This is a genomic window from Streptomyces sp. A1277 (assembly GCF_004795015.1).
In the GTDB taxonomy this organism is placed as follows: domain Bacteria; phylum Actinomycetota; class Actinomycetes; order Streptomycetales; family Streptomycetaceae; genus Streptomyces.
Map to the genome: position 1 here is coordinate 104877 of NZ_SSBI01000009.1, position 16461 is coordinate 121337.

General features: G+C 74.0%; 7 protein-coding genes and 2 pseudogenes. 6 read left to right on the top strand and 3 right to left on the bottom strand.

Features of this window, described 5'->3' with window-relative positions:
• Positions 1-29 precede the first annotated feature (29 nt).
• The 4 genes and pseudogenes from E6R18_RS08770 to trpS all read left to right on the top strand — a co-directional run.
• Complete coding sequence (locus E6R18_RS08770) at positions 30-773, top strand: metallophosphoesterase (RefSeq protein ID WP_136316279.1); 744 nt, start codon at positions 30-32, stop codon at positions 771-773.
• Positions 774-803: 30 nt separating this feature from the next.
• Positions 804-1433, top strand: coding sequence for a LysE family translocator (locus E6R18_RS08775; protein ID WP_136316280.1), 630 nt, complete (start codon positions 804-806; stop codon positions 1431-1433).
• A gap of 55 nt (positions 1434-1488) precedes the next feature.
• Positions 1489-1830, top strand: a pseudogene (locus E6R18_RS34770) (hypothetical protein); the annotation flags it as partial.
• A gap of 16 nt (positions 1831-1846) precedes the next feature.
• Positions 1847-2842 (top strand): annotated as a pseudogene (gene trpS / locus E6R18_RS08785) (tryptophan--tRNA ligase); the annotation flags it as partial.
• A 28-nt stretch (positions 2843-2870) separates the two neighbouring features.
• Here the strand turns inward: trpS and E6R18_RS08790 are convergent.
• From E6R18_RS08790 to E6R18_RS08800, 3 genes are all read right to left on the bottom strand, one after another.
• Positions 2871-4439 (bottom strand): bifunctional 3-(3-hydroxy-phenyl)propionate/3-hydroxycinnamic acid hydroxylase, encoded by a 1569-nt coding sequence (locus E6R18_RS08790; RefSeq protein WP_136316281.1) that lies wholly within the window; start codon positions 4437-4439, stop codon positions 2871-2873.
• A 123-nt stretch (positions 4440-4562) separates the two neighbouring features.
• Positions 4563-5504 carry a hypothetical protein gene (locus E6R18_RS08795; protein ID WP_136316282.1) on the bottom strand — a complete coding sequence of 314 codons (942 nt, stop codon included), beginning with the start codon at positions 5502-5504 and terminating at the stop codon, positions 4563-4565.
• Between the two features lie 69 nt (positions 5505-5573).
• On the bottom strand, positions 5574-7127 hold the full coding sequence (locus E6R18_RS08800; protein ID WP_240799654.1) for an FAD-dependent monooxygenase: 1554 nt from the start codon (positions 7125-7127) through the stop codon (positions 5574-5576).
• A 148-nt stretch (positions 7128-7275) separates the two neighbouring features.
• Between E6R18_RS08800 and E6R18_RS08805 the strand changes: the two genes are divergently transcribed.
• Both E6R18_RS08805 and E6R18_RS08810 read left to right on the top strand, forming a co-directional pair.
• Positions 7276-8349 (top strand): arylcarboxylate reductase, encoded by a 1074-nt coding sequence (locus tag E6R18_RS08805; protein ID WP_136316284.1) that lies wholly within the window; start codon positions 7276-7278, stop codon positions 8347-8349.
• Between the two features lie 17 nt (positions 8350-8366).
• Entirely contained in the window at positions 8367-16394 is an 8028-nt protein-coding gene (locus E6R18_RS08810; protein ID WP_240799655.1) for a type I polyketide synthase, read from the top strand.
• The last annotated feature ends 67 nt before the right edge of the window (positions 16395-16461 follow it).

Genomic DNA, 16461 nt, shown 5'->3' on the forward strand with positions numbered 1-16461 from the left:
CGAGCCCGCCCATAGGAGGAGACCGCGGAATGACGCTGCTGCTGGCACACATCAGCGACCTGCACCTGGACGGCACCGAGCGGGCGACCCTGCGCGCCACCCGCGTCATGGACTACGTACGAGCCCTCCCCCACCCGGTCGACGCGCTCCTGGTCACCGGGGACATCGCCGATCACGGCGAGGAGGCCGAGTACGAGGAGGCGGCTCGGATCCTGAGCGCCGACTTCCCCGTGCTCACGTGTCCCGGGAACCATGACGCGCGACCGGCCTACCGCAAGGCCCTGCTCAAAGAGGCCGCCGACGCCGGCCCCGTCAACCGGGTCCACCACGTCGCCGGCACCACCATCCTGATGTGCGACTCCACCATCCCGGGCCGGGACGAAGGACGCCTCGACGCCCAGACGCTCGCCTGGATCGACACCATCCTCACCGCGCTGCCGCGGGACCGCGCGGCGCTGATCGCCTTCCACCAGCCGCCGGTCGCACTCCATCACCCCCTGCCCGACTCCTGCATGCTCGAAGAGCCCGGACCACTGGCCGACCTGCTCGACGCGCACCCGCAGGTCGCCGCCGTCCTCACGGGCCACGCCCACACCGCGGCCGCCTCGACCTTCGCCGCCCGTCCCCTGATCACCGGACCGGCCACCACCTGGACGCTGCGCATGCCCTGGGAGGGCGACGCGGCCGCAGACCGCGACCAGCCGCCCGGCCTCGCCTTCCACGTCCTGGACGACGACCGGCGCCTGACCACGCACTACCGCGTCGTGCTCTGATCTCTCCCGCTCGCACGAACCGGAGGCACCGTGGTCCACCCCTACGCCGTCGCCGGGTTCCTGGTGGCGGTCCTCCCCTTGATCGCCACCCCCGGAGCCAGCCTGGCCCTGCTGATCCAACACGTCACCGACAGCGGTCGGGGCCAGGCTCCACCCGTCATCCTCGGCACCGTCACCGGCCTGTACATCCACGCCGCTCTCGCCGCAGCCGGCCTTTCGGCCCTGGTCATGCACTCCAGCGTGGCCTTCACCGCCGTCAAGCTGATCGGCGCCGTCTACCTCATCGGCCTGGGCCTATGGACATGGCGCTCCGCCACACCGAACGCGGCGCCCGCCCCCGGCCCCGTCCGCCGGCGCCCGCCGAAGGGATCGGACTCCGTCTTCACCCAGGCGTTGCTCGCCAACGTCCTCAACCCGAAAGCGGCGGCCATCTACTTGACCCTGGTCCCCCAGTTCATCGCACCCCGTCAGCCCTTCGGCACCCAAATCCTCACGCTGGCCACCGCCCACGCCCTGCTGATCGCTCTCTGGCTCACCGTCTGGACGTTCCTCATCCTGCGTGCCTCACACGCACTGCGCCGCCCCCGCTTCAAGCGAACCGCCGCCAAGGTCACGTCAGCGGTCCTCATCGCCCTCGGCATCCGGGGCGCCGTGACGTAGGGGGCGGTCCGGCGGCTGGACGCCGCGGACGTGGCGGTGGCCCCTCTCCGGGGCAGAAGTTGTCGCTTCGACGGGGGCGAGGGCCGTCCCGGCGATGGTCCGCGACCTGGACGGAATCGCGAGCGTGTTCCTGACGGACCTCGCCCGGGACGCGGCCATGGTCGTCCGCGAGGGCGGGGTCAAACGTTTCGGTACAGTCACCCTGGTGACGCCGGGCGAACCGGCCCCACTCCCGCCCCTCAAGGATTCCCTGCCGGCCCCGTCCGCCCGCAAGGGGGGCGGACGGACCATCGGCAGGGATGACGTCCTGGCCGCCACCACGATTCAGTTGTTCGGCGGCGACCTCAGGCAGCGAGCCCTGACCGAAGCACGCGAGGCGACACAGAACGCTTCGGCCGGTATCCGGGGCCTGCAAGGACCCGGGGCAGTTCCGGGTGCTGACCGGAGACCGTCCGACCGGACGCCTGCATCTCGGCCACTACTTCGGCACGCTGCACAACCGGGTACGTCTCCAGAACCTCGGCGTGGAGTTGTACGTCATCATCGCGGACTACCAGGTACTGACCGACCGCGACGTCGCGGACGACCTGGCCGGGCATGTCGAGGAACTGGTCCTGGACTACCTGGCCATCGGCGTGGACCCGGCACGCAGCACGATCTTCACGCACAGCGCCGTGGCGGCTCTCGACCAACTGCTGCTGCCCTTCCTCAGCCTGGTCTCCGTCGCCGAGCTCGAACGCGATCCCACGGTGAAGGACGAGATCACCCACTCGCGGCAGTCCTCCGTGAGCGGCCTGATGTTCACCTATCCCGCTCACCAGGCCGCCGACATCCTCTTCTGCAAGGCCAACCTGGTACCGGTCGGCAAGGACCAGCTCCCCCACCTGGAACTCACCCGGACCATCGCCCGCCGTTCCAACGACCGCTACGGGGCCGGCTCCGTCGTCTTCCCCCGGCCCGATGCTCTGCTGTCGGACGCGCCCCTCCTGCTCGGCACGGACGGCGGCAAGATGGGCAAGAGCCGTGGCAACGCCCTCACCCTGGCCGCCGACGCCGACGAGACCGCCCGTCTGATCAAGGGGGCCACGACGGATTCCGAACGCCACATCTCCTATGACCCGGCCGGTCGCCCGGAGGTGTCCTCCCTCCTGCTCCTGGCGGCCCTGTGCCAGAACCGGACACCCGAGCAGGTCGCCGCCGACATCGGCTCCGCGGGAGCCGCCGCGCTGAAGAGGACGGTGACCGAGGCGGTCAACGAGTTCCTGGCTCCCATCCGGTCCCGCCGAAAGGCGTACGCGGCCGACCGCGCCCACCTCCGCGCGATTCTGCGCGAGGGCGATGAGCGGGCCAACGCCGTTGCCGACAGCACTCTCGGCGAGGTGCGGGCCGCGGTGAACAGCGACTACTGACCCGGCGGCAGCGCGCCGGGGGCCCGGCTCAGCGGCGCCCCGACACCCCGGTGAGCAGCGCGTTCAGCATGTCGGTCATCTCGGTGCGGGTGCGGGCGGCGCCGTAGACGTGGAAGTCGGGGCGGATCAGGGCGGAGGGTGCCCGGACCTCCTCGGTCAGCCAGGTGGTGTAGGTGCCGTCGATGTCGATCTCGGGGGTGAGGTGGATGATCGAGCCGCCCAGCGCGGTCAGCCGGTCCGCCAGGTCCGGGTCGACCAGGGTCCGCGGGTCTTCCGTGCTGAGCAGGACGAGGGCGTCGCCGCACAGTTCGCCGGCTTGCGGGCGGTTGGTGCGGGCCTGGGGGACGATCCGGCTGTCCGCTCCGGTGAAGAGGCCGTCCGCGCCGTCGTGGAACAGGCCGTTCCTCAGCGCGTCGTCCCCGGGGCGGGCGAACGCCTCCGGGTCGCGGGAGGGGGCGTCGTCCGAGCCGCGTACGGCCAGCAGGGCGCTGTCGCGGTAGTTGGCGACGGAGGGGTCGACGATGCCGATCAGCTGGGCGAGGTTCACCGACATGTCGATGGTCCGCTGGGCGTCGGGGCGGCGCTCGGCCTCGTAGGAGTCGAGCAGGTCCTCGCCGGCCGAGCCGGCGAGGACGAGGTGGAGCTTCCAGGCCAGGTTCGCCACGTCCCGGATGCCGGTGCACATGCCCTGGCCGGCGTGCGGGGGCATCACATGGGCGGCGTCGCCGGCTATGAAGACCCGGCCGGGGCCTTCGGAGCGCCACTGGTCGGCGTTGCGGGCCAGGCAGGTGTAGGCGACATAGCGTTGCAGCGTCGCGTTGTCCGGGTTGACGCCGAAGTGGGTCAGCAGGCGCCAGGCGTTCTCGACCGAGTCGAAGTCCTCGAAGGGCTGGTCGGGCAGCCGGATGAACTCCCAGCGGCTGTGGGAGGGTCCGGCCGAGAGGTCGACGCGCGGCTGGGCCGGGTCGGCGACCTGGATGTTCTGCGAGGGGAACTGCTCGGGGTCGTGCGGCATGACGTCGCAGGCCATCCAGTCGGCCGCGTAGTCGGAGGCCGAGACCGAGACGCCCAGGTGGTCGCGTACGAAGCTGTTGGCGCCGTCGCAGCCGACCAGCCAGCGGGCGGTGAGGACCTGCTCGCCGGCCGCCCCGCGGACGGTCAGGTGGACCGAGTCGTCCTTCTCGGTCAGGTCGACGGCCTCGTAACCGCGCAGCACGCGCAGGCCGGTCAGCTGGTCGCCGCGTCCGACCAGGGCGGACTCCAGGCCCGGCTGGTAGAAGGAGGTCGCCTCCGGCCAGCGGTAGCGGTCGTCCTGGTTCAGCTCGAAGTGCATGAGCGTCTGGCCCTCGCCGTTGACCACGACGTAGTCCTTGGTCGGCTCGCTGACCGGGAAGAGCGCGTCGGCGACGCCGATCGTGCCGAGTATGCGGCCGGCGTGCCGGTCGAAGGAGACCGCCCGGGGCAGGTTGTAGGGCTCCAGGTACTTCTCCACCACGGTGACCCGCCAGCCGTGCTGGGCCAGCAGGATCGACAGGACCTGCCCCACGGGGCCGTATCCGACTACAAGGACATCCGCGTCCGCTGCATCTTCAGTCACGGCCCGACCGTAGTTCAGCGCGGGGCGCGGCAGGTCCGGCTCCGCCGGGGACAGGGGCAAGCACCAGAATGCGCGGCTGCGGGTTGACGGAGACGGGTCCGGTACTCCGCGGGGCCGGGGCCGTCAGCCGCGCCGGTATCGGTCCGCCATCGCGTGGAAGACCTTCTTCGGCTCCCAGCGGACCTCGTCGAGCATGCGGACCACGCCGTAGGAGGTGATGTCGTGCGCGCCCGGCTTGTCGTAGCCGGCGAAGGAGAACCACAGCGCGGTGTCCACCCCCTCCTCCTCGAAGACCGTCAGCAGCTCGGTGAGGTAGCGCACCTGCTCGTCCTCGTCCGGCACGAGGCCGGCCGGCGGCGGGGCCCAGGCCATGCCGCCGAGGTCGCCCGCCCCCCGGTAGGCGCAGGTGCCGTACTCGGTGACGGCGACGGGCTTGCCGTGGCGGAAGGACTCGCGCAGGCGGGTGCGGAAGGTGTCCGCGTTGTCGGCGGCCCGGTAGGCGTCGGTGCCGACGAGGTCGAAGGGGGTCCAGTCGACCGCCTCCCAGGGGCCGGAGGCGTAGGTGACCGGCCCGCCGAAGTGCGCGCGCACGGTGGCGGCGGCTTCGGCGAGGAGGTCGTTGAGGCGTTCCGAGACCCGGTCGAGCGTGGACCACCACCGCGGGTCGGTGCCCATGGTGTGGATGCGGTGGCCGAAGGTGTCGCCGGGGAGGAAGCCGCCGCAGAAGACGCTGATCTCGCACCCGGTCACGAACACCACCTCGGCACCGGTGCGCCGTACCGCTTCGGCACGCCGGGCGCAGTCCGCGAAGTACGGCAGCAGCTGTCCGGCGGGCAGGTCCACGGGGAAGGGCGCGAACCAGACCTCCAGGCCGGCGTCGGCGGCGTACCGGGCCGCCGTGCTCAGACGTCCGGGTTCGCGGCCCGAGACGCGTACGACGTCGCAGTGCAGTTCGCCGGCGATCACCGCCATCTCGCGCCGGACCGCCTCCGCTTGGAAGGTCTTCCGGGTGAACTGCTGTCCGGGCAGGAACCCCGTGTCGTAGTTGATGCCGCGTGCGCGCACGTCACTGCCCCTCGTCGGTCCATGGTCCCGTCACCCGTACGCGTCCATGGTCCGGCAGGTCTCGCCGGCTCAGCCGAACCAGTCGGCCAGCGCGCGGCACAGGCCGTCCCGGGCCTCGTCGGACGGCTCGTCGGGGGCGGCCGCCCAGGCGACGTAGCCGTCGGGGCGGACGAGCAGCGCCGTCGCGGGCGGCTGGGGGCTCCTGGCGGCGACGACGTCGACCCGGTCCTTCCAGTCCGCCGCGGCCTGCGCCGGGTACGGCGCCCCGCCGAGGTCGAGCAGGACGGGCCGGCCGGTGCGCATGAGTTCGGCGAGGCGTGCGGGGCCCGCGCCGGTTTCCAGGGCGAGGTCCGGGGCGAACCGGCCGGCGAGCGGGTGCGCCGATGCCGTGGCGTAGCGGACGTCGTCGCCGGACAGCAGGTCGGCGATGCGGCGGATGTTGTCCGTGGAGTACAGGAGCTCGGCGAACAGGTCGCGCAGCGCGGTGACTTCCGGGCCCGGGGTCATGAGCGCCGTCTGGGCCTGGGTGTGCATGAAGACGCGGAGTCCGGCCGCGTGGCGTTCGGTGTGGTAGCTGTCGAGCAGGCCGGGCGGCGCCCAGCCGTGGATCTGCGCGGCCAGCTTCCAGCCGAGGTTGGCGGCGTCCTGGAGGCCCAGGTTGAGCCCGGGCCCGCCGACGGCGGAGTGGACGTGCGCGGCGTCGCCCGCGACGAACACCCGGCCGCTGCGGTAGCGCTCCGCCAGGCGGGTGTTGCGGCCGACGAGGCGGCGCAGCATGTGCGGGCCGTGCCCGGACGGGGCGGTGAGGGGCACATCGGTGCCGAGGACGCGGCGCACGCTGTCCCGCATGTCCTCGATGGTCAGCGGCCGGTCGTCGCCCTCCGGCGGGGCGCCCCATTCGAGGGTGAGCAGGCGGTGGTTGCCGTCCGGGAGGGCGGCGAAGGCGAAGATGCCGTGCGGGGTGCGGTTGAAGGTGAACACCGGGCTCAGCCGGCCGTGGCCGGGCACGTCCAGCGCGCCGGTGTCCGGGTCCAGCATCGACGCGGGCAGCGTGGCGTACGCGGCGCGGGAGACCAGGTCGTGGCCGATCTCTCCGACGAAGTCGATGCCGGCCCGCTTGCGGACGGTGCTCCTGCCGCCGTCGCAGCCGACGAGATGGCGGGCGTGCAGCTCGTACGTGCCGTCCGCGTGGCGGACCCGGGCGGTCACCCGCTCCTCGTCCTGTTGGAGGCCGGTCAGTTCGTGACCGCTACGGATCTCCACGCCGAGCTCGTGGGCGCGTTCGCGCAGGACCTGCTCGATGCGCTGCTGGGTCGCCGGCAGGACCGTCATCGGGTTGGTCCCCAGCGCGGCGAGGTTCAGCGGGATGGCGCCGAAGAGATAGCCCGGGACCGGCTGGGGCGCGCCGGCCACGCCGTCGAACCGCTCGTAGAGGCCGCGGTGGTCGAGGAACCGGACCACCTGGCCGATCAGGCCGTTGGCCTTGATCTCCGGGCTGGGCCCGGGCAGCCGCTCCAGGACGACCGGCCGCACCCCCGCCATGCCCAGCTCACATGCCAGCAGCAGCCCGACGGGGCCGCCGCCGACGATGACGACATCGGCGGTCTCTGTCTCGGCAGCCATCATTGATCTCCTCGAAGGGTGGGGCGCTCCAGGGGGCACACGCACACCTGCACAGTAGGCACGCCGCCGAAGGCCCGGTCACGCTGCGCGGCCGCACTAGGGGATCCCCTATCAGGTCCCCGCGGATACTGCCCTCATGTCGGTGACGATGAGTACGCAAGAGTCGCGGTCGCTGACCGATGGCTGGTTGGCCCAGGACCTGGACGAGTGGACGCGGCGCGTGCTGCGGCGCCATTTCGACCCCGAACACGGCTCCCCCTACTGGCTCAAACGCCGTACGGAGCTGGACTTCGACCCGCTCGCTCTCGGCGGCTACGACGACCTGGCCGCGTTCGGTCACTTCGACCTCACCGTCCTGCGGGACCTCGACCCCGCCGACCTCGTCCCCGGTGCCATTTCCCGGCCGCTCGCCGGCCGTGTCTGGGAGTCCGGCGGCACCACCGGCAGGCCCTCGCGAATCCTCTACACCGATGCCATGGAGGCGCACTGGGCCGCCTGGCGCCTCCACGGCTCGCGTACGGCGGGGTTCCGCACCGGCGCCACCTGGATCGACGCCTGCCCCTCCGGGCCGCACATCGTCGGTGAGGAGGCGGACTACCTCGCCGACATGTGCGCGGCCACCGTGTACTCCATCGACCTCGACACGCGGTGGATCAAGCACCTGATCCGCAACGGTCGGCTGATCGAGATGGAGGAGTACGTCGACCACGTCGTCGAGCAGATCACCGACATCCTCGAAAGCACGCACGTCGACTACCTGCGCAGCACCCCCGCCACGGTGCACGCCCTGATCAACCGCCGCCCCGATCTGATGGCGGGCCTGTCCGGGGTCTATCTCGGCGGCACCCAGTTCACCGCCGACGCGTACCACAGGTTCGCCGAGGCCATGCCCGGCGGGATCATCGCCACCACGTACGGCAACACCCTCGGCTGCGCCAACGGCATCGACTCGCCCGACGGGGGCGCCACGCTCCCCTACGTACCGAACTTTCCCCAGATCACCATGGCCGTGGTCGACAAGACCGACCCCGGCCGGGTCGTGGAGTACGGCGAGGTGGGCCGGGTGCGGCTGACCGTGCTGCACGAGGACCTGTTCCTGCCGAACATCCTCGAACGGGACCAGGCGATCCGCTTCCGTACCCCGGAGCAGTGGCCGTGCGACGGCGTGGCCAACGTGCAGCCGCTCCAGATCAGCTCGCAGACGCCCGAGGGCCTGTACTGAGCAGAGCCCGTCCGCCCATGGAACAGCGACCCCGAGAGGCTGACCAGCAGATGCTGCGCGCCGAGCTCATCAAGCCCCTTCACGAGCTGCTGCCGGCCCACGCGGAACGCCTCGGCGGCAAGATCGCGTTCCGTGACGCGCGGCGGGACGTCAGTTACGCCGAACTCGACGTGCGTACCCGCCGCCTCGCCGGCCACCTGGCCCGCCTGGGCCTGGGCCGCGGGCAGACCGCCGCGCTCCTGCTGGGCAACTGCCTGGAGATGGTGGAGGGTTACCTCGCCGTCGCGCGGGCCGCCGCCGTGGGCGCGCCGCTCAACCCGCACGCCTCCGACGACGAGCTCAGGCACCTGCTGGGCGACAGCGGCGCCGTGCTGCTGATCACCGACCCCATGCACCTGGAGCAGGTGCGGCGGCTGAGCGCCGAGCACCCGCGGCTGCGGGTCGTGGTGACCGGGGACGGGCCGGTGCCGCCGGGCGTCGAGCTGTTCGACGCCCTGGCCGGCAGCGAGCCGCCGGTGCCCGCCCGGGACGACGCCGGTCTGGACGACGTCGCCTGGATGCTGTACACCTCCGGCACCACCGGCAAGCCCAAGGGGGTGCTCTCCACCCACCGGATGGCCCTGTGGGGGGTGGCCGCCTGCTACGGGCCCGTGCTCGGCCTGGACGAGGCGGACCGGGTCCTGTGGCCGCTGCCGTTGGCGCACACGGTGGCGCACAACCTGTGCGTGCTCGGAGTCGTCGCCGTCGGCGCCACCGCGCACATCGTGGACGGTCTGGCGGCCGACGACATCGTCACGGCGCTGCGCGAGGACCGGACGACCTTCTTCTGCGCCGTCCCCACGGTCTACCAGCAGTTGCTCGGCGCGGCCCGGGATTCCGGCCTGGGCACTCCGGATCTGCGGGTCGGCATGGTCGCCGGCGCCGCCTGCCCGGCCGGGCTGCACGAGGAGTTCGAAGAGGCTTTCGGCATACGGCTCCTGGACAGCTACGGCAGCACCGAGACGGGCGGGCCGATCGCGTCCAACTCCCCCACCGGGCCCCGTGTCCCCGGTTCCTGCGGGCTGCCCGTCCCCGGCCTGACCCTCCATCTGCTCGACACGACGACCGGCCGGCCGGTGGCGCGCGGTGCCGAGGGTGAGGTGTGGGTCGAGAGCCCGGCCGTGATGCTCGGCTACCACGGCCATCCCGAAGCCACCGCCGAGGTGCTGCGCGACGGCCGGTACCGCACCGGCGACCTGGCCCGCATCGACGGGGCCGGCTTCCTGACCATCACCGGCCGGGTCAAGGAACTGATCATCCGCGGCGGGGAGAACATCCACCCCGGGGAGGTGGAGGCGGCCATCGCCCCGCTGCCCGGGGTCGCGGAGGTGGCCGTGGCGGGCAGGCCGCACCCGCTGCTGGGCGAGGTCCCGGCCGCGTACGTGGTTCCCGGCCCCGGGGGTTTCGACGCCGAGCGGCTCATCGACGCCTGCCGGGCGCAGCTGTCGTACTACAAGGTCCCGCACGAGGTGTGGGAGGTGGACCGGCTCCCGCGCACCGCGCTGGGCAAGGTGATGCGGCCGGCGCTGGCGAAGGCTCCGGGGCGGCTGGTGCTGTCGCGTGCGCAGGAGGAGAGCGGTCCGCGGGAGGCCGGGGGCGAGGCCGGTCTGTGGGTGCGGCGGCTCGCCGAGGCGCCGGAGGACGGGCGCGCGGAGGTGCTGCTCGACCTGGTCCGGGGCGAGGTCGGCGCCGTGCTCGGGCGGTCGGCGGCGGCTTCGGCAAAGGTCGCCTTCCGGGAGCTGGGGGTCGACTCGGTGCTGGCCGTGCGGCTGCGCGACCGGCTGGCCGCGGCCTGTGGTCTGCGGCTCCCGGCGACGCTGGTCTACGACTACCCGACACCGGCGGCCGTCGCGGCCCACCTCGGTGCGAAGCTCGCCGGCGGCACGGGGGTGCCGGACGGGCAGGACACGGCCGCCGCGGGCGGGGACGCGGCGGACTCCGCGATCGCCGTCGTGGGCATCGCCTGCCGCTTCCCGGGCGGGGTCACCTCGCCGGAGGAGCTGTGGCGGCTGGTGGCCGAGGAGTCGGACGCCGTGGGCCCCTACCCCGGGGACCGCGGCTGGGACCTGTCGCAGCCGCTCGGCCCGGACGCGGAGCGGACCGGCCCCGACTACGCCCGCACCGGGGGGTTCCTGGACGGCGCCGACCTCTTCGACGCCGCCTTCTTCGGCATCAGCCCCCGCGAGGCCCTGGCCATGGACCCGCAGCAGCGGCTGCTGCTGGAGTGCGCCTGGGAGGCGTGCGAACGCGCGGGCATCGCCCCGACCTCCCTGAAGGGCACCCGTACCGGTGTCTTCGCCGGGGCCATGGCCGGCGAGTACGGCGCGCGGCTGCTGGGCCGCCCGGCTCCCGAGGGCCTGGAGGGCTATCTCGGCAACGGCAGCGCGGGCAGTGTCGCCTCCGGCCGGCTCGCGTACACGCTGGGGCTCGAAGGCCCGGCGATGACGGTGGACACGGCGTGCTCGTCCTCGCTGGTGGCGCTGCATCTCGCCGCGCGGTCGCTGCGGGCGGGCGAGTGCTCGATGGCCCTGGCCGGCGGGGTGACGGTGATGTCCACCCCTTCGCCGTTCATCGAGTTCGGCCGCCAGCAGGCGCTGTCCGTCAGCGGCCGGTGCAGTCCGTTCTCGGCCACCGCCGACGGGACGACGTTCGGCGAAGGCGTGGGGCTGCTGCTGCTGGAGCGGCTGTCGGACGCGCGGCGCAACGGCCACCGCGTGTGGGCCGTGCTGAAGGGCTCCGCCGTGAACCAGGACGGCGCCTCCAACGGCCTGACCGCGCCGAGCGGCCCCGCGCAGCAGCGGGTGATCCGCCAGGCCCTGGCCGACGCGTCCCTCCCGGCCGCGGAGGTGGACGTGGTCGAGGCGCACGGCACGGGCACCACGCTCGGCGACCCGATCGAGGCGCAGGCGATCATCGCCACGTACGGGGCGGAGCGCCCGGACGGCGAACCGCTGTGGCTGGGCACGCTGAAGTCGAACATCGGGCACGCCCAGGCCGCGGCCGGTGTCGCGGGCGTCATCAAAATGGTGATGGCCATGCGCCACCGGGTGCTGCCGAGGACGCTGCACGTGGACGAGGCGTCCCCGCTCGTGGACTGGTCGGCGGGGGCGGTCGAGCTGCTGACGGAGGCCCGGCCGTGGCCCGCGACGGACGGGCGGCCCCGGCGGGCCGGTGTGTCGGCGTTCGGCGCGAGCGGCACCAACGCGCACCTGATCCTCGAAGAGGCCCCCGAGGAGCCCCGTGACGATCAAGACGATCAACCGGAGGACCGGGAAGCCGGTCCTGCCGTGGTGCCGTGGGTGCTGTCGGCGCGCGGTGAGGCGGCGCTGCGGGAGCAGGCGGCCGCGCTCGCGGCGCCGGGCGGTGCCGGTGGGGCCGGCGCGGTGGACGTGGGCTGGTCGCTGACGACCGGCCGAGCGCGGTTCGAGCACCGTGCCGTGGTGGTCGGGGACTTCGCCGCCGGCCTGAGGGCGCTGGCCGCGGGCGAACGGGCCGACCATGTGGTCACCGCAGTGGCGGACACCGCCGCGAGCCGCAGGCCGGTGTTCGTCTTCCCCGGGCAGGGCGCCCAGTGGGCGGGCATGGGCACGGCGCTGGCCGACGCCTCCCCGGTGTTCGCGGCGCGGCTGGCCGAGTGCGAGGCGGCGCTGTCGGAGTTCGTGGACTGGTCGCTGACGGATGTGCTGCGCGGTGTGGAGGGTGCGCCGCCGCTGGAGCGGGTCGATGTCGTCCAGCCCGCCTCGTTCGCCGTGATGGTGTCGCTGGCCGCGCTGTGGGGCTCCTTCGGCGTGGAGCCGGCCGCGGTGGTGGGCCACTCGCAAGGGGAGATCGCCGCGGCCTGCGTGGCCGGGGTGCTGTCGTTGCGGGACGCGGCCCGGGTGGTGTGCCTGCGCAGCAAGGCGATAGCGGAGCTGGCCGGGCCCGGCGCCATGGCGTTGGTGACGGCGCCGGCCCAGCGGGTGGCGGAGCTGCTGGCGGAGGGCGTGTCGGTGGCGGCGGTCAACGGCCCGTCCCAGGTGGTGGTCTCGGGCGAGGTGTCCGCGGTGGAAGCGCTGCTGGCGCGGTGCGACGAGCAGGGTGTACGGGCCCGGCGGATCGCGGTCGACTACGCCTCGCACTCCCCCGCGATGGACGTACTGGCCGAGCGGCTGACGGCCGACCTCGCCGGTATCGAGCCCCGGGCCGGCCGGGTGCCGGTGGTGTCCACGGTGACCGGGGAGCCGGCCGACCCGCTGACGATGGACGCCGGTTACTGGCTGACGAACCTGCGCCGGCCGGTACGGTTCGCCGACGCCGCGCGGACGCTGGCCGAACAGGGGCACACCGCGTTCGTCGAGGTCTCCACGCATCCGGTGCTGACGGCCGCCGTCGCCGACGTGGCGCAGGACGCGGCCGTGGTGACCGGCTCGCTGCGGCGTGACGACGGCGGCTGGGACCGCTTCCTGACGAGCGTCGGCGAAGCGTGGGTCCGGGGCGTGGGCGTGGAGTGGGAGGCCGCCTTCGACGGTCTGCGTCCCCGGACCGTGGACCTGCCGACGTACCCCTTCCAGCGGCAACGGCACTGGCTCCAGGCCCCTCCCTCGTCGGGTGACCCCGCCTCGTGGGGCCAGCGCGCGGCCGCCCACCCGCTGCTCGGCGCCGTCGTGCGCCTCGCGGACGGGGACGGCGTCGTCCTGACCGGCGTGCTCTCGCCCCGGTCCCAGACCTGGCTCGCCGACCACGTCGTGGGCGGGTCCGTCCTCTTCCCCGGCACCGGGTTCGTGGAGCTGGCGCTGCGCGCGGGCGACGAGGCCGGCATGGACGTCCTGGACGACCTCGTCATCGAGGCGCCCCTGGTGCTGCCGGAGTCCGAGAGCGGCGAGGTGTGGATCCAGGTCCGGGTGGGCGAACCGGACGGGACGGGGCGCCGGCCGGTCGGCATCCACGCCTGCGCGGCCGGGACCGACGACGACGGGGACGACGACGGTGATCCGGTGTGGACCCGGCACGCCGCCGGATTCCTCACCGCGGCCCCGGCGGGCGACGGAGGAACCGCCGCTGCCGAGGACGCGTCGCCATGGCCGCCCGCCGGCGCCGAACCCGTCGAACTGGACGGGATCTACGAACGGTTGGCGGACGACGGGCTCGGTTACGGCCCCGCGTTCCAGGGGCTGCGCGCGATGTGGCGGCGGAAGGACGAGGTGTTCGCCGAGGTCGCGCTGCCGGCCGACGCGGGCCGCGACAAGGGGTTCGGGATCCACCCGGCCCTGCTGGACGCCTGTCTGCACCCGGACGTCATCGCGGCGAGCGGCGGGCGGCTGCGCCTGCCGTTCGCCTGGGGCGGGGTGCGGCTGCACCTGACCGGTGCCTCCGTCCTGCGGGTGCGGCTGAGCCGTGGCGCCGACGGGGACGTGGCCCTCTCGGCCACCGACGAGTCCGGCGCCCCCGTGGTGGCGGTCGGAGCGCTCAGGACCCGGCCGGCCCAGCCCCGGATCGCGCAGTCCGGCATCGCGCGCGACGCCCTGCTGCGGGTCGAGTGGAGCCCGCTGCCCGCCCCGGAGCGGAACGCGGACGGCCGGCGCTGGGCCGTGGTGGGGCGCGGGGTCTCCGCCGGGACCTACCCGGACGTGGCGGCTCTGGCCGCGGCGGCGGCCGGGGGCGACGCCGTGCCGGACTACGTACTGGCACCGTGCACGCAGGCGCCCCGGCTCCCGCTTGCCGAGGCGGTGCGCCGGGCCACCGGCGAGGCGCTGCGGCTGATCCAGGAGTGGCTGGCCGAGGAGAGCCTGTCCTCGGCCCGGCTGGTGCTCGCCACCCGGGGCGCGGTGGTCGGCACCGGTGTCGGGAAGGTGACCGACCCGGTGCACGCGGCCGTGTGGGGGCTGGCCCGCTCGGCCCAGTCGGAGCACCCGGGGCGGATCGTCCTCGCGGACTTCGACGTCGCCTCCTCGCAGGAGGACTGGCGGATGCTGGCCGCGGCCATGGCGTCGGCGCCCGGCGAGGAGCAGTTCGCGCTGCGCGCCGGCTCGGTGCTGACGCCCCGTCTGGCCCGGGCCGCGGCCGGGGCCCCCGTCCCGCCGCCGCCCCCGCTCGACCCGGACGGCGTGGTCCTGATCACCGGCGGCACCGGGATGATCGGCCGGGTCATCGCCCGGCACCTGGTCACCGAACACGGCGTACGGCACGTGGTGCTGGCAGGCCGGGGCGGCGACGCGGGCGAGCTGCCGGCGGAACTCGCCGCCCGGGGGGCCGAGGTGCGGGCGGTCGCCTGCGACGTGGCCGACCGCCCGTCCCTCGCCCTGCTGCTGAAGAGCCTGGACCGCCCCCTGACGGCGGTGATCCACGCCGCCGGCGTACTGGACGACGGGGTGATCACCTCGCTCACCCCAAAACGGCTCGACGCGACCCTGCGGCCCAAGGCCGACGCGGTGGCGCACCTGGCCGACCTGGTCCTGGAGCGGGGCGACGAGCTCGCCGCGTTCGTCACCTTCTCCTCCCTGGCCGGGGTCCTCGGCGGCTCCGGACAGGCCAACTACGCGGCGGCCAACGCCTTCCTGGACGCCCTCATGCAGCAGCGCCGCGCACAGGGCCTGCCGGGGGTGTCGGTGGCCTGGGGCCTGTGGGAGCAGCCGGACGCCGGCCCGGGTCTCGCGGCCGGCCTGGCCACGGCGGACCGCCGCCGGCTCGCCGCGGGCGCCGTGCGTCCGCTCACCCCGGAGCAGGGCGCGGCGCTGTTCGACGCGGCGCTCGGCCTGGCCGGGGCCCACGACGACGCCGTGCTGGTGGCCGCCCGCTTCGACCGCGCCCGCCTGCGCACCACCTCGTCCGGGCTGCTGCGGGGACTGGCGCGCGGCCCCGCGCGGCGCGCCGCCGCCGGTGCGGACCGGATGTCGCTGCTGCGGCGCCTGACCGGCCGTCCGCCGGCCGAACAGCAGGACGTACTGGTGGAGTTGGTGCGCCAGGAGGTCGCCTCGGTGCTGGGCTTCACCGGCCCCGAATCGGTCGCCCCCTCCCAGTCGCTGGGCGAGGCCGGATTCGACTCCCTGACCGCCGTGGAGCTGCGCAACCGGCTGGGCGAGGCCACCGCTCTGCGGCTGCCCACCACGCTGGTCTTCGACCACCCCACGGCCGTCGCCCTCGCCGCCCACCTGGTCGAACGGCTCGCCGACGGAGGTGCGGGCGGCCCCGCGGCGGACGGGGCGGACGCCGAGGCGGACGTCTTCGGTGCGCTGTTCCGGCAGGCGTGCGCGGACGGCCGTACCGACGATGCCTTCGCCTTCCTGCGCAGCGCCGCGCTGCTCCGGCCCCGGGGCGTGGCTCCGGTCGAGCCGGTGCGGCTCGCCTCGGGCGGCTCCGGGCCCGCGCTGGTGTGCGTCAGCTCCCATGTGGCACTGGGCGGTGCGCACGAATACGCCCGCATCGCCGCGTCGCTCCGCGGGCAGCACCCCGTATGGGCGCTGCCCAATCCCGGGTTCGACACGTCCACGCCACTGCCGCCGAGCAGGCGGGAGCTGGTCGAGGCGCACGCGGAGCGCGTGCTGAAGAGCGCGGACGGAGAGCCGTTCGTCCTGGTCGGGTCGTCGTCCGGCGGGGTGATCGCGCACGCGGTGGCCGGTCTGCTGGAGGCGGCCGGCACTCCCCCGACCGCGGTCGTCCTGCTGGACAGCTACGCGCCCGCCGTCCTCAACTCCTCGCTCGCCGCGACCTCGTTCCGAGACGCGCTGGTCGAGGGGCTGCACGAGCGACAGAGCCCGTTCGCGCGGCTCGACTTCACCCGGCTGACGGCGATGAGCTGGTACGGGGAGCTGTTCGCGGAGTGGAAAGCGGAGCCGCTGGGCGTTCCGGTGCTGCTGGTACGGGCCTCGGAGCCGCTCGCCCCCTCGCTCGAAGGAGAGGACTGGCGGACGGTGTGGAAGACGGCACACACCACAAGGGACGTGCCGGGCAGCCACTTCACCCTGATGGAGGGCCACGCTGAGAGCACGGCCCAGGCGGTACGGGAGTGGCTGGAGGCGGTGCCGGGGTAGGGCCCGCCCCCGCCCCCGCCCCCGCCCCCGCAACAGCTCGGGGCGGCCGGCCGTGCCGGTCCGGCCG